The sequence below is a fragment of the Variimorphobacter sp. HTMS_6 genome, assembly GCF_059717775.1.
On record NZ_AP046094.1, the window covers coordinates 2171789 to 2190693 of the forward strand.

17 protein-coding genes are annotated in these 18905 nt (G+C 36.5%); 6 read left to right on the top strand and 11 right to left on the bottom strand.

All coding sequences use genetic code 11. The features are described 5' to 3' along the window. Positions 1–181 precede the first annotated feature (181 nt). From AC6IWN_RS09760 to AC6IWN_RS09775, 4 genes are all read right to left on the bottom strand, one after another. Entirely contained in the window at positions 182–661 is a 480-nt protein-coding gene (locus AC6IWN_RS09760; RefSeq protein WP_497987220.1) for a GAF domain-containing protein, read from the bottom strand. A gap of 94 nt (positions 662–755) precedes the next feature. Continuing rightward, on the bottom strand, positions 756–2024 hold the full coding sequence (locus AC6IWN_RS09765) for a condensation domain-containing protein (RefSeq protein ID WP_497987221.1): 1269 nt from the start codon (positions 2022–2024) through the stop codon (positions 756–758). Positions 2025–2232: 208 nt separating this feature from the next. Beyond that, entirely contained in the window at positions 2233–2754 is a 522-nt protein-coding gene (locus AC6IWN_RS09770; RefSeq protein WP_497987222.1) for a nitroreductase family protein, read from the bottom strand. A 21-nt stretch (positions 2755–2775) separates the two neighbouring features. After that, positions 2776–3252 carry a YbaK/EbsC family protein gene (locus AC6IWN_RS09775; RefSeq protein WP_497987224.1) on the bottom strand — a complete coding sequence of 159 codons (477 nt, stop codon included), beginning with the start codon at positions 3250–3252 and terminating at the stop codon, positions 2776–2778. Positions 3253–3616: 364 nt separating this feature from the next. Between AC6IWN_RS09775 and AC6IWN_RS09780 the strand changes: the two genes are divergently transcribed. Both AC6IWN_RS09780 and AC6IWN_RS09785 read left to right on the top strand, forming a co-directional pair. Continuing rightward, a complete protein-coding gene (locus AC6IWN_RS09780) occupies positions 3617–3775 on the top strand; it encodes a hypothetical protein (protein WP_497987225.1) in 159 nt (52 codons plus the stop codon). A gap of 73 nt (positions 3776–3848) precedes the next feature. Then, positions 3849–4981 (top strand): IS3 family transposase gene (locus AC6IWN_RS09785; protein WP_497987226.1). Its coding sequence is split into 2 segments (ribosomal slippage): positions 3849–4116 and positions 4116–4981, totalling 1134 coding nucleotides; the frame shifts between segments, so codons are not numbered across the junction. Between the two features lie 268 nt (positions 4982–5249). On the opposite strand, the gene AC6IWN_RS09790 is transcribed toward AC6IWN_RS09785, so the two are convergent. The 7 genes from AC6IWN_RS09790 to AC6IWN_RS09820 form a co-directional block, all read right to left on the bottom strand. Further along, positions 5250–5588 (bottom strand): phosphoenolpyruvate carboxylase, encoded by a 339-nt coding sequence (locus AC6IWN_RS09790; RefSeq protein ID WP_497987227.1) that lies wholly within the window; start codon positions 5586–5588, stop codon positions 5250–5252. 180 nt (positions 5589–5768) lie between these two features. Beyond that, positions 5769–6458: an ABC transporter ATP-binding protein gene (locus tag AC6IWN_RS09795; protein WP_497987228.1), complete on the bottom strand. Its 690-nt coding sequence runs from the start codon at positions 6456–6458 to the stop codon at positions 5769–5771. A gap of 1 nt (position 6459) precedes the next feature. Next, positions 6460–7671 carry an ABC transporter permease gene (locus tag AC6IWN_RS09800; protein WP_497987229.1) on the bottom strand — a complete coding sequence of 404 codons (1212 nt, stop codon included), beginning with the start codon at positions 7669–7671 and terminating at the stop codon, positions 6460–6462. Further along, positions 7668–8207, bottom strand: coding sequence for a DUF4418 family protein (locus tag AC6IWN_RS09805; RefSeq protein WP_497987230.1), 540 nt, complete (start codon positions 8205–8207; stop codon positions 7668–7670). The genes AC6IWN_RS09800 and AC6IWN_RS09805 overlap by 4 nt, the downstream gene beginning before the upstream one ends. A 345-nt stretch (positions 8208–8552) precedes the next feature. Continuing rightward, on the bottom strand, positions 8553–10043 hold the full coding sequence (locus tag AC6IWN_RS09810) for an Ig-like domain-containing protein (protein ID WP_497987231.1): 1491 nt from the start codon (positions 10041–10043) through the stop codon (positions 8553–8555). A gap of 225 nt (positions 10044–10268) precedes the next feature. Next, positions 10269–11882, bottom strand: coding sequence for an ABC transporter permease (locus AC6IWN_RS09815; protein ID WP_497987232.1), 1614 nt, complete (start codon positions 11880–11882; stop codon positions 10269–10271). A 21-nt stretch (positions 11883–11903) separates the two neighbouring features. Next, positions 11904–12788: an ABC transporter ATP-binding protein gene (locus AC6IWN_RS09820; protein WP_497987233.1), complete on the bottom strand. Its 885-nt coding sequence runs from the start codon at positions 12786–12788 to the stop codon at positions 11904–11906. Between the two features lie 334 nt (positions 12789–13122). On the opposite strand from AC6IWN_RS09820, the gene AC6IWN_RS09825 reads away from it, so the two are divergent. From AC6IWN_RS09825 to adhE, 4 genes are all read left to right on the top strand, one after another. After that, on the top strand, positions 13123–13725 hold the full coding sequence (locus AC6IWN_RS09825; RefSeq protein ID WP_497987234.1) for a TetR/AcrR family transcriptional regulator: 603 nt from the start codon (positions 13123–13125) through the stop codon (positions 13723–13725). Positions 13726–13827: 102 nt separating this feature from the next. Beyond that, positions 13828–14262: a MarR family winged helix-turn-helix transcriptional regulator gene (locus AC6IWN_RS09830; protein ID WP_497987235.1), complete on the top strand. Its 435-nt coding sequence runs from the start codon at positions 13828–13830 to the stop codon at positions 14260–14262. Positions 14263–14274: 12 nt separating this feature from the next. After that, positions 14275–15711, top strand: coding sequence for an MFS transporter (locus AC6IWN_RS09835; RefSeq protein ID WP_497987236.1), 1437 nt, complete (start codon positions 14275–14277; stop codon positions 15709–15711). Positions 15712–16081: 370 nt separating this feature from the next. Then, positions 16082–18712: a bifunctional acetaldehyde-CoA/alcohol dehydrogenase gene (adhE, locus tag AC6IWN_RS09840; protein ID WP_497987237.1), complete on the top strand. Its 2631-nt coding sequence runs from the start codon at positions 16082–16084 to the stop codon at positions 18710–18712. The last annotated feature ends 193 nt before the right edge of the window (positions 18713–18905 follow it).

The following is an 18905-nucleotide window of genomic DNA, read 5'->3' on the forward strand; positions in this document are numbered from 1 at the left end:
ATATTATAATTCGTAAGTTGCAAAATCTGTGCGGACAAAAGCTTTTAAATCACAACACGTTTTCTCTCGGTGTGTGAACTTTGTTTTTTCATTATCTCCATGCAAATATGTCCGCCATCAGACTCTGCATGGAGCATTTGCAGTGCATAACTTCATAATTTTTTCCTTTCCTATTCTTTATTTAATGAAATAGTTTATCCCATTGAATATGTTCATTTAAAATTGCTACAAACTTTTCTAATCCAATTCGATCAACTTCATCAAATCTGGATTTTACAGGGCTGTCGATATCCAACACCCCAATTAAATTATCATTCTTAACAATAGGAATTACAATTTCGGATGCAGAAGCTGCATCACAGGCGATGTGACCTGGAAACTCATGTACATCCTGAACCAATACAGTTTCCCTGTTTTTCGCTGCGGTACCGCAAACTCCTCTTCCCATCGCAATTCTTATACAGGCCGGTTTCCCTTGGAAAGGGCCTAGTATCAATTGATTTTCCTTATATAAATAAAAACCAGCCCAGTTTAATTCACCCATACTATGATATAAAAGTGCCGCGCTGTTCGATATATTCGCTAAGGCGTCCGTTTCATCTTGAATCAATCCCAATAAGGAAAGACAGATTTCATGATAATCTTTATTTCTGTATGCCATGTATAGCCTCCACTTGTGTCAAATTCATTAAATTCCTATAATAATTATACACAATGGATGGATAATAGCAAGTACCAAGAAACATACTACTGCACTATACCGATACCGAAGCATTAAGCTCGTTATCAAGCAAACAGAAGAATTGTTTAATCTTCTCCTTATCCTCAGAACCTCCATATAAATTACTGCTAAATGTAATCTTATCCTCGAAGGTGCTTAATGCTATCTGAAAATGAGGTTTATATTTTATGGAGCCACACACAAATGCATTCTTTATTTTAGAACCTTGAAAATGCAATAATTTTGAATCAATAATACCGATATTGGTCATGCCAATGTATGGATTTTTCAAATTCTTTTTTATGATAGAATAACTTTTCGACTGATTGAGTATTTTAAACGGGATTTCTAACTTAAGAAATCCGTTCATACCCATATATTTGTCTTTGTTTCTTTTCATCGCCTGATTGATCTGAGATAAAGTTGTTTGGAAATCATCCTCCTCATTTACACTCGCTTCCGTAATGATGGTAGAAGAATAATTCGTCAGAACATCTGTAGGATTTTCCTTTAAGTATTTTCTCATATCAATCATAATCGCTATGTTCAGTGGCTTCCCGTTTTGCTTCATCATATTAGATAATGCGCGATAATATGCAGTAAGTATCGTATCGTTTATCGTGACGTGATTTTGCTTACAATAATCATATATGCCTCGAAAACGATCTTCTGACAATTCATATGTCAAGATAAAGGGGGATGTGTTTTCCTTATTACTTTCCAATAATTGACTTTGATTTTTTTGATTACTCTCTGCGTTTTGCAAAAACAAAAGCTTTAGCTTATGAAAAAAGCTAAACTGTGAGGTTAATTTATTTATACCGCGATCCCCGTTGATGATAACATCCGGTTCATAATCAGAATGTTCCATTAGATTAGAATAAATGCTAGCAAATAGGTACATACATTGTTTTAATCCTGCTCCATCACAAACCATATGATTTAGTATTATCGATAAAGTATCCTCCTGTGCCCGGTATAAACACATTCTTATCTGTGGCCCCGATATTTCATTCGTTTTTGAATAAGTAAACGCCTCCAGCTCTTCTTTACTCTGAACTATTACAAGCACTTTATTTACATCAATCCCACTCAAACTTTGCCAATAAGAGTTGCCCTTATTATGACAAAACCTACAATTCAAAATCGGGACTGTTTTCAATAGAAGGGTTATTGCTTGCTTTAAGATATCCACATTCAGTTGATTTTCGAAATAAATCACCGAATGTAGTTGATGATCGTTATAACCGGTCTCCTTAAACATATATTGAACTTTATCAAATATTTCTGCTTTATATCTCATCGATCTCCTCCACATCTCTTGCTATAAATATCTATTAATTCATAGTATGGAAACAGTAATCTTTTGTTTCACTTTTGCATGATGAAAACGATAAATCTAGTGAAGTAGGAGTTTTTCTAGTATCAAGTTTTTTAATAATTATTTATACCAATACTTTTTACTAAAACTTATATATGTCTTTACTCTACAAACATTACAGTAAATATTCCTAGAATTTATTATTGTGTAATTTTTGATATAGAAGGGAATCTTCATCATAAGGCTTCTTATCCTCAGCAGGATAGCCAATTGCTATAATATTTTCAACGCTGAATTGCTCCGGAATCGCAAGTAATCTCTTGATATAGCTTTCGGTACTCTCTAATTCTGAATAAACGCGATTTCTAACCTGAATCCAGCATGAACCCAACCCAATGTCTTGTGCAGTTAATTGAATTAAGGTTGATGCAATGGAAGCATCCTCAACCCATACATCACTCTCTTCCCTATCCGCAATCACTACTATTGCAAGAGGTGCTCCCTCTATAAAACGGGGTCCGGGATTTCTACACAGGGATAATTCCTGTAATAGTTTCGTGTCAGTAACCGCGATGAAATGCCAAGGTCTGATTGATCTTGAGGATGGGGCTAACAACGCAGCTTTTAATAGAAGCTCAATTTTCTCCTGCTCTATTTTTTTATCCTGATATTTTCGTATACTTCTTCTAGCCTTTAAGATATCTAACAGCATATCAATCTCTCCTTATGATCTTTATTCCGTAACTAGCACATTACATACATCTACCCAATCCTTCGATGCAGAATGATGTTCCAACTCATCTAGTGATAACTCTACCGCACTCTGGCTGCTTCCTGCTGCCGGATATATAACCTCGAAACGATTTAATGATACGTCTAAATATACTTTTACATTAGAATTGATTGCAAATGGGCAAACCCCTCCCGGTTTATGACCGATATAGCTTTCAACAAGCTCGCCAGGTATCATTTTTGCTTTTTGCCCAAAAGTAGTTTTAAACTTTTTATTATCCACTCTTGCATCACCGGCGGTCACTACCAAGATTGCCTCCTCCCCTAGTAAAAAGGACATGGTCTTGGCGATCTTTTCCGGTGCACAACCAATTGCATTCGCGGCCTGTTCAACCGTGGCTGTAGACTGTTCCATTACTTTGATCCTACTTCCCATTCCTACTTGATCAAAGTACTTTTTTACTTTCTCAAATGACATGTTATACACTTCCTTACTTTTTGCTATTAAGGATATCCCTAACAGACAAAAATGTCAAATAAATCCTACATCAATTGTCCTATCTAGTTGCTAAGAACAATTTTGGGAATGGACTTTTGAAAAGATGTTCTAGTTTACTAGAACTTCTACGGCCTCCATGTTAGCTTGATTTATAAGAACGCTCAAGAATTCCTAAAGCAATATATGGAACGCTTCGGCGGCACAAGTGACGGTGATGTGGGCATAGAAGATAAATCGTATATATAAATATTGATTTTAGACGAACTACAGATGTATAATATTACCATATATTTAATTGTACAAACTTTGTCATTCTAAAGAAGCTCATATTAGTGGAGGGAAAATGAAAAAAGCAGAAAAGATACTAGAGAATTTGTCCTTAATTTTGATTGTAGTTGCATTGATATTATTTTGGATAATTGACAATAAAACAAAACAAATCGATTTTCACACTGGAATTGTCATAATAACTTTATTCATAATTACATTTTTAATAAATTGAATAGGCTACAATAAACTGGACAGTTTTTTTAAGGGCATGTATGATTTACTTAATAATGAAAGGAAGTGCCCTTATGTCCAATAACAAAGAACCTAGATCTCGCCGCACATTTACCCCTGAGTTTAAAACTCAAATGGTTCAGTTATATCACAGCGGCAAAAGAAAATGTGATATCCTCAAAGAATATGACCTTGCGGCATCTCTGCTAGACAAATGGATACATCAATCTGAGACATCTTGCTCCTTTAAGGAGATAGACAACCGGTCACCTGAGGAAAATGAACTCATAGCTCTCCGTAAACGCGTTGCACAATTAGAAATGGAGAACGATATTTTAAAACAAGCAGCGCTGATCATGGGACGAAAATAAATGTGATTAAGAATAATCTTCACAAATATTCGGTATCAGCACTGTGCAAAGTCCTGCAAATAGCTAAAAGCACTTACTATTATGAATCAAAGCAAAAAGCCGATGAGAGTACACTAACCTCTGAAATAGTTGATATATTTAAAGGTAGCCGGAATAACTATGGGACTCGAAAAATCAAGGTTGAGCTAAAGAAACGAGGCTACCAAATTTCAAGACGACGTATCGGTAGGATTATGAAACAGGAAGGCTTGGTATCTAAATATACTGTAGTGCAGTTTAAGCCACACCATGATAAATGTAATGAATCTAAGGTGGCTAACTTAGTTGACCGTAAATTCAGCAATCAGCCAATATATAATATAGTAGTAAGTGACTTGACTTATGTCCGTGTAGGCATGAGCTGGAACTATATCTGTGTACTAATTGACCTGTTCAACCGAGAAATCATAGGATATAGTGCTGGTCGTAGGAAAGATGCCATCTTGGTGCATAGGGCATTTGCAAATGTAAAAACCAATTTAAAACAGATCCAAATTTTCCATACTGATAGAGGAAATGAGTTTAAAAATCAATTGATTGATGATACCTTGAGCACTTTCAGCATAGCCCGTTCTCTTAGCATGAAGGGCTGCCCTTATGATAATGCTGTGGCTGAAGCCACCTTCAAAATTATAAAAACTGAGTTTGTAAACGGAGAGACTTTTAATACTTTAGAAGAGCTTAATTACAAACTAGCTGATTATGTGAACTGGTTTAATAATCACAGGATTCATTCATCACTTGATTACAAAACACCATATCAGTACAAGCTGGATAACCTTAAAAAAGTTGTCTAATTTACTGTTGACGATTCAAAATTTATATATAGATGTAAAAAACAGAGAATACACTACTAAAACCTTAATTGTAATTGCTGATGTTGTTGAAATAACAACATTTATAACAGTATGCTATTTAAACTTTAAACGAGTTGATAGTTCAAACATTAACCTAGTAATGCAAAGAGTAAACACTATTACACTTTTATTTCTAATTATAACTTTTGTTTCATTAATAAAAAGTATATTAAAAAACCAGAGATTTGAAAAAAAGGATAAAAATGAATTATATCACATCCACCCCAACCAGTGCCGGAACACTTTCCACAAGAGGTAAGATGCGCATACTGTTTAATGGAAATTGAATGTCATAGTTTTTATTCCCAAGCTCAATTACCGAATTGATTCTATCCTGCAATTGAACCAGTTCATGACCGGATTCAATCATGGGCACGATTATTTCAAAGATTGCCTGTTCGTTTGTCTGTTTATACGCCAATATATTGGTCTCCCTCTCCTGCGTAGTCAGAGCAAGAATCGCTTCGTCAGGTTCATTCTGGATTCTAATGTATTTATCCGCATTATCGGGATGTTGTGTTGCCATACTATAAGGTATTTTTCTCATTTAGGTGCTCCTTTGCATTGTTGTAACACAAAAAGAGCCAATAACAAAAAGATCCCAGGTAAAGGATTTTTGCTATTGGCTCACTATTGACTGGTTTTAAACCGTTCAATCAGTCTTCCAATTACTTTATAATTAATTTTAAAGATTTTTCAAAATGTATGATTGATATTATCTATCATATTAGTTGGTAGTATATACCTTACTATCACCTTGCGTTAGCAACCCGGAATCCATCACATATACGGAATTGCCATATTGTACCGTATCTAGTTCATGGGTCACCATGAGTATTGCTGTGTTATTTTTTGCGATCTGACGAAACAGCTGCATAATATCAGCCGTCGATTGTACATCCAAATCTCCAGTAGGTTCATCTGCGATTAATATTGATGGATCATTTATTAAGGCTCGAGCTATCGAGACTCTTCGTAGTTCTCCTCCGGATAATTGTTTTGGGAATGATTGCGCCAAATGTGATATGCCTACCTTCTCCAACAAATCAAAAGCCTTATCTGTCGCTCTTTTCTCCCTTTTAAAGAAATAATATGGAAGTGCAACATTATCAAGTACCGAAAGATTTGAAAGCGCACTATATCCTTGAGGAATATATCCGATTTTTGAATTACGATATAGGGATATTGCTTTATCATTTTTAAACTGAATATCTTGCCCTTCTACTTCAACAGTACCAAAGGTTGGTGTTATCAGACCAGCAATCATGTTTAATAATGTACTTTTACCACTACCGGATTTTCCGATTATACTGACAAATTCACCGGAGGATACTGAAAGATCTGCATGATCTACAGCCTTAAATGAAGAGGCCCCTCTTTTATATTCCTTTGTTAAACCTTTAATATTAAGAAGCATCTTATTCCCCCTCCCGCATCGTTATATAGGTTTCCGCCCTGCTGATCTTTACAGCAGAGTATATGGAGGTCAGCGGACCGATTACGATTGATAGCACCAAGCTGAATACAAGGATTGTGAGAATCACATTGTTATGTGGTTGTAGATATGGTAGTTTCAGCTTATCTCCGATATAAGTACTGAACGGAAAGATACAAAGGGAAGCTAACCCTGTGCCCGTAACAGCGCCCGCAATACTGATTAGAATTGATTCCGTTAAAAGGATTCCGATTAATTTCTTCCTTGTTGCTCCTAATACCCGAAATACAGCAAACTCCTTTTTACGTTCATTAATTGTTACGGAGAATATAATTAATAAGATAAAAACCGTTATTACCCATAATGCAACCGAGAATATTTGTATATAGACAACCAACGTATCCAAACTACCAGAAAGGCTAGATAGCATCTTCTGTGGCACGATTACCTGTACATTCGGAATGGTGGTACGAATACTTTTTGCAACCACATCCACATCCGCATTCTTGTCTATTTTAACAAGTACTGTTGATATGGATTTACCCGGTTGTTGCTCATCAAGAAACTGCATTCCGGCTTCTTTGGCTTGTGAAAATAGTTGCTTCATCGTATTCATATTCATAAAAACGGTGGAATCCAAACCCGTTGATGTTTTCTCAAGGCGTGCCGCAATCGGATATTTGTGATTGTAAAACTTTAATGCATTATTCTTTTCTGGTTCTATATCACTTCCTATAATCAGTTCACCATCCTTAGGCTTTTTCTTAAAAGTATGTGATATCCATGGTTGAATGGTAAAATCCGAGGTCGGATCAAATCCGACTAGTTGAACTGCACTAGTACAGCATTCCTTTGAAAGAGAAGTAAGAAAAAACTGGGATGACACTTTTTCTACCCCCTTAACCTTTTTTACTTCCTGTAGCACGGATTGGTTAAAATAAAAATAACTTGGCTCTCCTTGCAAAAGAACCCCCTTGGTCTTTGCTTCATATCCCTTTGGTACCACCATCAGGTCGGCACCAAACCTTTTCTCCGTACTGCTCATTCCATTTTTCAAACTTACGGTAAGAATGGAGCCTCCAAACAATATAAATGCAAGAATGCCGACAACGACACCAAGACATATACTTCGAAAGTATTTTCTTTTCAAATTATAGATAGCGAGTCGTCCTGTAGTTAATGGTGCCTGCTTCATACGATTGCCTTTCCTTTATTCTGAGATTTATATAGATAAATTATATTAATGATTGCCGTTACGAAAACCACACTACCTAATATTGATAACGCCGGCAAGGTGAGCGAGCGGCATTGTGAATGTGTATGTTTGCATACACCGATCAACACATTTGGTATCAATAGTGCTAATAATCCGATAAATGCCAGTGAGATATGTATTCCAATTCTTATCTGCGGTGATTGCAATGCAATTAATAGAAAACCTAGAATCACTACTAGGATTCCAATTCCAAGTTCTGCTCTTGCTGTCCAGTGACACGTCATAACCATATTAGACCCCATATCCATAGAAGCGTTCGCACCACTATCTTTCGATGCATCCACTTTTGTATCATCTGTTTTTGTGTCATCCATTTTCATATCAGATGTTTTACAAGCATCCTCGCTATTAATCATTGTATGTACCCCGCACACTGGAATTATTGTAATTGGGCCAAATGCTATAAGTACCCCCAATACAATAAATAAAATTCCGGAAATCAACCTGTTCTTCATAAACTACCTCCTTATAATTTAATATCAGCAAATCATTATAGACTATGTCTATATGTTTACTATGTTTTATTACGGAAATAATAACAAAATTTTCCTCATATGTCAATCTAAAATATATGGAGAATTTATGGATAAATTATAAATTTTATATAAATATAATTATTTTTATATAAACCAATATATCTTATTAGTTTTACTGACGAAAAACAGAAGTTCCTTACCCACTAAAATTAGGCAAGGAACTTCATTGCTCTATATTCGTAATCCAGTGAAACATAATTCCTAGTAATAAACTTTAATCACAGTTTGTAACAGATATCCTATTCTTTATATGATTAAAAGTATCTAACGGATATAAATAGAATTTACGATATAATCACTTATTTTTTGAAAGTTCGCAACATCCCCACTATCACCACTTACAATTAAGACCTCATAATGATCCAAAGCAAATGAATAACAAGTTGCTGTTAATTTTTCGTCCTGGCGTTTCACGTTCAAGACTGTTTTTAGAGCATAACCAAAGCTGTAAAGTGAATCTCTCTGTGTAAAACTAGATAAAAAAGAACCTAATTTTTTTCGAAACAAAGACTCTTCCACATTACCCATGAACTTCTTCTTTGCAGTATAATAATCAGAAGAGCAATTCTTTTGATTCGTGATTGTTATTTCAATATTACTACTAATCTTTTTATTAGAAGCGCTGTTTGGAATCAAAGTGTAATCCCCGCTTTTCGTTTGCTCAACCTTCCATTCGGTGGGTACTACAAAATGAACCTGATTAAATATAACTTCCTTTGCTTTAAATAGTTTCGTATTTAAATAAGGATTCTTATTATTAATTGCTGATACCAAGTATTTATAGAGATTGGTTCCATCCGCTGCGGTGATGACTGAATTACCAGAGGCCTTAACGCTTAGAACACCCTTTTCATTAACATCAATAGCAGTTTTATTGGAAGATGACCATATGAAAGAACCCGTACTTCCGGTAGGAAGTGGTAATTTTGTAGTTCTATCTCCCACAAAGGTAAAAAATCCACCTTGTGTAATGCCTCTCATCTCACTTACCGTTACTTCACATTTATAGTCTATACCATCCACTCTACCCGTAATTATAGCTTGACCCTTATTTATCGCAGTAATCCTACCGTCTATAGATACATAAGCTATCTTTGGATTACTTGAACTCCAAACAGCACGATATTTTACCCCTTTAAATTTTAACGCCTTACTTTCCCCCTGAATAAGTTTTATGCTGGTGTAATCTAAAGCTATCTTTTCATTCACTGTCACCTTACAGATATATTTTTTTCCATGGATGGAGGCAGTGATTATTGTACTCCCTGCTTTATGAGCAGTGATCGTTCCGGAGGCATCGACTGTTGCAATATTCTTATCCTGTGTACTCCAAGAGGCTTTCGTTACAAGGCCTGTTTTCTTACCTTTTATTCTTATAAAATTTTTCTTATCCATATTCAAAATTATCGATGAATCACTGATTTTCGTCTGCTCAACCACAATAATGTTTTTCTTTAACTTTTTGCCGTTTACTTTCGCGGTAATTGTGGCTTTTCCGATTGCTATTGCTTTGGCTTTACCTTTAGTATCTACTTCCACATACTTTTTGTTACTTGATGACCAGGTCACTTTCTTCTTTGTGCCTATGACTGCAAGCGTTGTTGTTGATCCGACCTCCAAAGTTGTCAATTTGGCCTGAATTGAAATTCCGGCAGCCTGTGCTGACAGTGTGTTATTCTGGTTCAGAAACGTCTGTGATGTAAACAGAGAGGAAACCAAAATTACCGTTAGCATACATGATATCCATTTCTTCAAAATTTTCTCCTCTAAAATTATTAACCTCATATTATTATAGAAGACAAGATATCATTCTAGAATATAAAACAAGAAAAATATGATACTTTATGGTTTTAACTTAGAGGATCAAAATGGAGGAGGCTAGAACTAGCCCCCCCCGCTTATTAAAGCATTCTACAAGTCTTCTGTTTATTCTTCGAGTAACATTACTATTTTATAAAGCTGCTTTATTATCTACTAGTATTATGCTCCTTCTAACATATCCCTTGAACGATATCCAATATAACCAAGAAACATCATAACAAAACTAATTACTAACATCGTAAAGAAAATTACTCCATCGAACTTATCCACCGGCATATGTGGAACCCAGCTTTGCACTGCTGTTTTTGAAAACCAATCCGGCAAATCTAGGATACCTCCAAAGTAGTTCAGTGCAAAGGAATATCCCAAATACGCATATATCACTTTACCTAACTTCGGCGCCCACCCCAAAGCCAACGCGGCAAGCCCAATAAAGAATAAAACAGATGGTAGGAAGTTGTAGCCTGAGGTTATGAATGTGCCTATCTCCATAGAGGAGCTACCACCCATTGCAGAAATCGCAGTGCCACCCAGACTGACTGCAGCGAGCAAAATACCAACCACTCCGGCAACAACCGCCAAGATTATGCTGACCCAATAAATCTTAGCGCGGGTTACTTTTGTAGCAAATAGCTGACTCATATGCAAACGTGCTTCTTCGGCAAATAGCTTATTTACGATAGCAATTGGTAATATGGATACCAGTGCAATCATTACCATCATAATTGTACCTGTAAATGATTCTTCGATGGAAACTCCGGCCATAGTAAACATCTTTTTCATCATCTCATTGCCGTTAAGAAAAGTCTGCATATTTCCATATATTGATCCATAAGCTGCACCCAATATCACAAAAGCGACTAACCAACTAATTATAACACCTTTGTTAATCTTGAAAAAGAATCCCGGAACGGATAATAAAGATTTCTTTGCAGTTCCACGGCCTTCTCTCTCAGGCAAGTAACCTCTACCCATATCACGGCCACCTTCTAGGGCAAATGCAATGACAACAGCAAGGATACTGAATATAATTCCATAGAGCAACGGAATCCAATTGTTATTCGTAAAAGGATAGGTTAGATAAGTCCAACCCATAGGATTTACCATGGATAAATCAACATTCGATACATCCGTACCTGCTCGAAGAATATAAAGCAATCCTACGATGCCAAGCGAGGAACCGGTTGCACCTGAGGAAGTCGACATAATCTGTGCCATAATTAATGCAATCACACCACCTAGTATACCGGCCAATCCGATGGAAGCACCGAACAAAAAGGATCCTTCTGCATTAATTGTATCAGCTCTAAAGCTAATCATGATGAAACCAATAACAACAGCTAATAATACATTGATCAGTATGACTTCAGTTATAACTGCAAGTGAATTAGCCTGACGTCCTACCTGGAAGGAACGCACTAACTCAGTAAGGCCATGATCTTCCTCCTTGCGTGTGTGGCCTACCACATGTAATGCAGCCAGTATCATTGCAAATAATCCGCAGAATAACAGCATCTCATTTGAATACATCGCTCCAAGTGTATAATCAACACCAGACTTTACAGGAGAAGGACCTACCATTGAAATCATAGCCGGATTTTGGAGTGTTTCAAACATACCGACCAAACCCTGACCCTTCGTCATTTCTTCAAAGGCAGGTACATACGCACCGGAAAACAGCCCTAGTCCTGCTACCCAGATTAATATTTTTTTCCAATCACGTTTTAGGTACTGCACAAATAGTACAAACCAACGAGCAAATTTTTCGTTCATTTTAATTTCCTCCAATCGACCTTAGACTTCATAATGACGCATAAATAAGTCTTCTAACGTTGGTGGAACAGCTTCAAACTTTGTAACACCTAACTGGGTAGCTTTGGTTAAGATATCACTGATGTAATTGTTGTCCGCTGAAAAAGTAGCCTGATGCCCTTTTTGTTTAAAATCATGAACACCGTTAACGGATGCCATCTCCTCTACATTGCCTTTTGTTACAACAGTTACTGTTGAACGGGTAAGGTGACGCAATTCATCTAAGGTCCCGGTTTCAACAACCTTTCCCGCTCGTATGATTGCCACCTTATCTGCTAATCTCTCAACCTCACTTAGTATATGAGAGGATAATAAAATCGCCTTTCCGGCTTTCTTAATCTTTTCTACTTCCTCCTGGAATACCGCTTCCATCAAAGGATCAAGTCCTGATGTCGGTTCATCAAAGATATACAAATCAGAATCAACGGATAACGCCGCGATCAATCCTACTTTCTGGCGATTTCCTTTTGAATAGCCCTTAGCTTTTTTCTTTGGGTCCAGTTCAAAGCGTTGAATCAAATAGTCACGTTTACTCTTATCTCCGCCACCATGCAGTTTTATAAATAAATCAATGATTTCCCCTCCGGTTAAGCCTCCCCATAAAGATATATCTCCCGGTACATATGATATCCTCTTATGTATCTCAAGACTATCCTTCCATACATCCTTGCCAAATATCTTGGCTTCACCGCCATCACGATTAATAATACCCAGTAAAGTTCGAATTGTAGTTGATTTACCTGCGCCATTTGGTCCTATGAATCCTACAACCTCTCCGGCGTTCACAGTGAATGTTACATCATGTAATGCTTTGAACTTACCGAATTTTTTTTGCAATCCTTGCACTTTTACAATTTCTTCTTTCATAATAAAACTCCTTCTTAGAATAATTTGAAATAGTTTTATAACGTGCTTTCCAGTTTAAAACCCAACTTTAGATTTTTATATTATGAACTATTCTTTAATATAAAGTTCACTTTATTTTACAATTCGTATAGTTTTAAACCAAAGTTCATTTATTGGTTCATCTTATATCATTTTAATCCATTCGTCAATACTGATATTTAATTTTTTTAAACTATTATGCTCTTGATAATTCAAAACTACTGCTATATAATAAAATAACGAAGATTATGAACTATTTTTATATTATTAGTTCTTTTTATGGCTAATAATATTAATATTGAAAGAAGGTAATTCAATGAGCGGATACGAAAAAAGAACACAGGAAAAGAAAAAACTGGTTTTAGATGCAACCTTTCAATTGATGAATAACGAATCCGGCGTAGATAATTTAACTATTGATGAGATTGTTAAATTATCTACGGTGGGTAAAACTTCTATATTTAAGTATTTTGGCAGTAAGGATAATTTGATTCAAGAAGTGTATCAATATTATTTAGCTGAGATGATGGAATCTGCCTATGCAATCATGCGTGAAAACAGACCTTTCGAAGAAACCATTATTGCTATGACTGAGAATAAAATCAATCATCAAAGAAAAATTAGCAAACAATTTTATATGGATTTAATGGCCTTTGTAACAAAAAAAGATAATAATGGCTTATCTACCATATTAGAACAATACACCAAAGAAAGCTTTGGTATCATGCTTGACCTATTCCATCGAGGTCGTAAAGAAGGTAAGGTTGATTTAAGATATTCGGATGAATTTCTAATACTGTACTTTCAAGCACTTGTAGAAGGAATTAGTAATCCATATATATATGAACGAATTCTTCCTTACACTGCTGAATGGTCCACCATGATGATAAAAGGATTTGCTCCTAGTCATAATGCATAATTTATAACGAGAAATCCAGATATTTTCTACGATGATAACGTTGACTAATCAACCAAATGTTTCTATAATATAGTTGATTAGTCAACCAAGGAGGTACTCATAATGGATATAAGTCAGATGAATCTGCTTATGATGAACAATAAAATATTCAGATACTCACAGGCTTACCTCGACAAAGTATTGAAAAAATATGAACTTAGCAGCGGTGCTTTTCGTTATCTATTCGTGCTGGAAAAGCAGGAAGGAATATCCCAAAATGAAATCAGCCATAATATCGGCAATGACAAAGCCATGTCTGCTCGCATGATTACAAAGCTTATGGAGTCTGGGTATATAGAGCGATTACCGAGTGAGGATGATAGCCGCGCTTACCAATTATATTTGACTGCTAAGGCGAGAGAAGTCATACCAAAAGTACGAGCAGAAATTACTATTCTTATTGACCTTATGACAGAAGGGTTGACTGAACAAGAAAAGGATCAGATGATGAATTCCTTATTTAAAGTATTTAACAACACCCATAAATTGAATGGGTAAGGAGGTAATGACATGAATCAGACACAAAAAGTTAATAAATGGACAGTGCTATCCATTGTTATAATATCAACATTTATGGCCACTCTTGATGGTAGTATTGTCAATGTTGCTTTACCAAGCATGACAAAGGCACTTAAAGTAAGCACATCCGGGATTCAATTTGTGGCTACCAGCTATTTGATCGTAATCGCGGGAGTAATCCTGGTATTCGGAAAACTGGGTGATATGCTTGGCAAAACCAAGATGTTTACCCTAGGTATCGTACTATTTACGATTGGTTCCTTATTATGTGGATTAAGTAACTCCTTTCCGATTTTAATAGTCGCCCGTATCGTTCAGGCAGTCGGTGCTGCAGGTACGATGGCAAATAGTCAGGGAATAGTTACAGAAGCCTTTCCGCCGAATGAACGGGGTAAAGCTCTGGGCTTTGTAGGAACCGCAGTTGCTCTCGGTTCATTAGTGGGTCCAGGCCTTGGAGGCATCATTGTAGGTGCCATCGGTTGGGAGTATATCTTCTATATAAATGTACCGATTGGAATTATTGCAACGATTGCAGCGATTAGGCTACTACCCAAAACCAGTAAGAATGGTAATCAAAAACTTGATGTATCGGGGTCTCTCCTATTCCTTATTGCAATCGTACCTCTGTTTGTGGCATTGAATGAGGGAATTCGTGTAGGATTTACTAATCCCCTTATATTAAGCGGATTTGGTATCTCCGTAATTGCATTCATTGCATTCCTCATACTCGAGCGAAGAAAGAATGATCCACTTGTTCAGCTTAGTATGTTTAGCAATCGGTTGTTTTCCCTTAGCATCTTTTGTGGCTTTATCAGCTTTGTTGCGATATTCTGCCATAATATCCTTCTACCGTTTTACTTACAGGATGTGCGGGCCTACTCTCCATCCTTCTCCGGCATGATTATGATGGTATATCCATTAATATTAACAGCGGTTGCACCATTAAGTGGTCATCTCTCTGATAAAATCGGTTCAGAAGTACTTACTTTCTTTGGATTATTATTAGGAAGTATCGGTTTATTCCTGATGGCTACCATTGGAGCAAACTCCTCGCTTCTATATTTAATTATCATCATTGCAATTATGTCAGTGGGTATGGGTATGTTCCAGTCACCAAATAATTCTCTGGTCATGTCCACAGTAAGCCGGGATAAGCTTGGTGTAGCAGGAAGCATTAATGCTTTAATTCGAAATGTCGGTATGGTGTGTGGAATCGCACTCGCTACTACTCTATTATACAGCATGATGAGTTATCAAATCGGCGAACGCGTAACAAACTACATACCAGGAAGAAGCGATGTCTTTATCTTTGGCATGCGTATTGTTTATCTGGTTGCAGGTGCAATCAGTTTACTCGGCGCACTCTTAACGTTACTACGTATGAATTCCAAAAAGCAAAACAGTGTCATACAAGAAGGTATCGAATAGGATTGTATAGAATAAGAATATATAGAAGTCCCTTTCAATCGTGTATATTTCGTCATGATTGAATAGGGACTTTTCCAATCATATCACAAATATTCAAACCAAACTTTTCGTTTTATAGTCAAAACGCACAATTTCGCTAAATCAGTGATCTCCGATTTCCTGCATAAATCTCACAACATAAAGCAGTATTTTGGAACCTTATTTATAATAAATAGATAAATCTTCCTGTTTTTCTCTATTAATTAGCACTTTTTTCCTCGACAAAAATGCTGTATAATAGAAAAATAGATATTGACTTTATATTATTGATACAATATAATGAAATTGTTAAAAAATTAACAATTGTCCTAACTTAAATGGAGGTAATCATATGGCTAAAAAAGAAAATGCAATAAATATTGCGGCAGAGAATAACAACAACGTAATCGATACAGTTGATGCCCTTCTGTCTAAAATGGAAAAAATGCGTGAAGCTCAAAGAATATTTGCAACATATACTCAGGAACAGGTGGATAAAATCTTTTTCGCAGCATCCGTTGCTGCTAATAAACAGAGAATCCCTCTTGCTAAGATGGCTGTAGCAGAAACTGGTATGGGTATTGTTGAAGATAAGGTTATTAAGAACCATTACGCAGCTGAATATATTTACAACGCGTACAAGGATACAAAAACTTGTGGCGTTATCGAAGAAGATCTTGCTTATGGAATTAAAAAAGTAGCTGATCCAATCGGTTTAATTGCAGCAGTTATCCCTACTACGAATCCTACTTCAACTGCAATTTTTAAAACATTAATTTCATTAAAAACTAGAAATGCAATCATCATTTCCCCTCATCCTCGTGCAAAGAACTGTACAATTGCTGCTGCTAAAGCTGTTTTAGATGCTGCTGTTGCTGCAGGTGCTCCGGAAGGAATCATCGGATGGATTGATGTTCCATCCCTCGAGTTAACCAATGAGGTTATGAAAAATGCAGACACAATCTTAGCTACAGGCGGCCCTGGAATGGTTAAGTCAGCCTATTCTTCCGGTAAACCGGCATTAGGCGTTGGCGCAGGTAATACTCCTGTTATCATTGATGATACAGCTGATATCAAAACTGCAGTTAGTTCCATTATTATTTCTAAGACATTTGATAACGGTATGATTTGTGCTTCCGAGCAATCTGTAACCGCATTAGAGAATGTTTACGATGAAGTAAAGAAAGAATTTGAGTTCCGCGGCTGTTACTTCTTAAAGCCTGATGAAATAGAGAAGGTTAGAAAAACCATCTTAATTAACGGTTCATTAAATGCTAAAATCGTTGGACAGAAGGCTCATACAATTGCTAAACTTGCTGGTGTTGAAGTTCCTGAAACCACAAAGATCTTAATCGGTGAAGTGGAAAGCGTTGATATCTCTGAGGAATTTGCACATGAGAAATTATCTCCTGTATTAGCATTATACAAAGCAAAGACTTTTGATGAAGCAATTGAAAAAGCAGAACATTTAGTTGCTGATGGTGGTTATGGTCACACTGCTTCCTTATATATAAACACAAACGAAAAAGAGAAATATGATAAATTTGCAGCAGCAATGAAAACTTGCCGTATCTTAATCAATACTCCTGCTGCTCAGGGTGGTATCGGTGATCTTTATAACTTTAAGTTAGCACCTTCCTTAACATTAGGTTGTGGTACTTGGGGCGGTAACTCCGTTTCTGAGAATGTTGGTGTAAAACACTTAATTAATATAAAGACGGTTGCCGAAAGGAGAGAAAATATGCTTTGGTTTAGAGCACCTCAGAAAATTTACTTTAAGAAAGGATCTATGCCGGTTGCTCTTGATGAACTCGGAACTGTTATGGGCAAAAAGAAAGCTTTCATCGTAACCGACTCCTTCTTATTTAAAAATGGTTATGTGAAACCAATCACAGATAAATTAGATTCTATGGGTATCACTCATACTTGCTTCTACGATGTAGCCCCTGATCCAACTCTTGCATGTGCAAAAGAAGGTGCTGACGCAATGCGTTCCTTCGAACCTGATGTTATCATCGCTTTAGGTGGTGGTTCCGCTATGGATGCTGCTAAAATCATGTGGGTTATGTACGAGCATCCGGAAGCTGACTTCTTAGATATGGCTATGCGTTTCATGGATATTCGTAAGAGAGTATATACCTTCCCTAAGATGGGCGAGAAAGCTTACTTTGTAGCTATCCCAACCTCCTCCGGTACAGGTTCTGAGGTAACACCTTTCGCAGTTATTACCGATGAGACTACAGGCGTTAAATATCCGTTAGCAGATTACGAATTACTACCTCACATGGCAATTATTGATACAGATAATATGATGAGTCAGCCTAAAGGCTTAACCAGTGCTTCCGGTATCGATGCTATGACACATGCACTTGAAGCATATGCATCTATGTTAGCAACAGACTACACTGATGGTTTAGCATTAAAAGCGTTAAAGAACATCTTCAAGTTTTTACCGATTGCTTACAACAATGGATCTGACGTAAAAGCAAGAGAAAAGATGGCAAACGCTTCTACTATCGCTGGTATGGCTTTTGCAAATGCTTTCCTTGGTATCTGCCACTCCATGGCTCATAAATTAGGTGCTTTCCACCACTTGCCACACGGTGTTGCTAATGCATTATTAATCGAAGAGGTTATGAAATTCAACATCAGCGAAGCTCCTACAAAGATGGGTGCATTCTCCCAGTATGAATACCCTAATGTTCTTGAGAGATATGTTGAAGTCGCTAACTTCATCGGAATCTCCGGTAAGGATGACATGGATACTTTCAATAAATTAATCGTTGCAATCGGCGACTTAAAAGAAAGTGTTGGTATTAAGAAGACAATTAAGGAATACGGAGTTGACGAAAAAGCATTCTTAGAGTCTCTTGATGAGATGGTTGAGCAGGCATTCGATGATCAGTGTACCGGTGCTAACCCAAGATATCCGTTAATGAGCGAATTAAAAGAGATGTACTTAAAAGTTTACTACGGTAAATAATTAATTATATAAACGCTTTGTACCTAAGCAAATGAAATACCCAATCACATAGAGAGGATACCCTCAAGGATTTGATTTAATGTTCAATCCTACAGAGGGTATCCTTTCTTTTTCTGCATTTATAATATATTATTATCTATTCTCTAGAACAATAGAGCCTAAATAATAATGTCCATTTCTTTCATATAACATT

Excerpts from the sequence above, each read along its gene's own strand:
- AC6IWN_RS09760 (WP_497987220.1), bottom strand. The coding sequence starts at position 661 with ATGGCATACAGAAATAAAGATTATCATGAAATCTGTCTTTCCTTATTG.
- AC6IWN_RS09765 (WP_497987221.1), bottom strand. The coding sequence starts at position 2,024 with ATGAGATATAAAGCAGAAATATTTGATAAAGTTCAATATATGTTTAAG.
- AC6IWN_RS09770 (WP_497987222.1), bottom strand. The coding sequence starts at position 2,754 with ATGCTGTTAGATATCTTAAAGGCTAGAAGAAGTATACGAAAATATCAG.
- AC6IWN_RS09775 (WP_497987224.1), bottom strand. The coding sequence starts at position 3,252 with ATGTCATTTGAGAAAGTAAAAAAGTACTTTGATCAAGTAGGAATGGGA.
- AC6IWN_RS09780 (WP_497987225.1), top strand. The coding sequence starts at position 3,617 with ATGAAAAAAGCAGAAAAGATACTAGAGAATTTGTCCTTAATTTTGATT.
- AC6IWN_RS09790 (WP_497987227.1), bottom strand. The coding sequence starts at position 5,588 with ATGAGAAAAATACCTTATAGTATGGCAACACAACATCCCGATAATGCG.
- AC6IWN_RS09795 (WP_497987228.1), bottom strand. The coding sequence starts at position 6,458 with ATGCTTCTTAATATTAAAGGTTTAACAAAGGAATATAAAAGAGGGGCC.
- AC6IWN_RS09800 (WP_497987229.1), bottom strand. The coding sequence starts at position 7,671 with ATGAAGCAGGCACCATTAACTACAGGACGACTCGCTATCTATAATTTG.
- AC6IWN_RS09805 (WP_497987230.1), bottom strand. The coding sequence starts at position 8,207 with ATGAAGAACAGGTTGATTTCCGGAATTTTATTTATTGTATTGGGGGTA.
- AC6IWN_RS09815 (WP_497987232.1), bottom strand. The coding sequence starts at position 11,882 with ATGAACGAAAAATTTGCTCGTTGGTTTGTACTATTTGTGCAGTACCTA.
- AC6IWN_RS09820 (WP_497987233.1), bottom strand. The coding sequence starts at position 12,788 with ATGAAAGAAGAAATTGTAAAAGTGCAAGGATTGCAAAAAAAATTCGGT.
- AC6IWN_RS09825 (WP_497987234.1), top strand. The coding sequence starts at position 13,123 with ATGAGCGGATACGAAAAAAGAACACAGGAAAAGAAAAAACTGGTTTTA.
- AC6IWN_RS09830 (WP_497987235.1), top strand. The coding sequence starts at position 13,828 with ATGGATATAAGTCAGATGAATCTGCTTATGATGAACAATAAAATATTC.
- AC6IWN_RS09835 (WP_497987236.1), top strand. The coding sequence starts at position 14,275 with ATGAATCAGACACAAAAAGTTAATAAATGGACAGTGCTATCCATTGTT.
- adhE (WP_497987237.1), top strand. The coding sequence starts at position 16,082 with ATGGCTAAAAAAGAAAATGCAATAAATATTGCGGCAGAGAATAACAAC.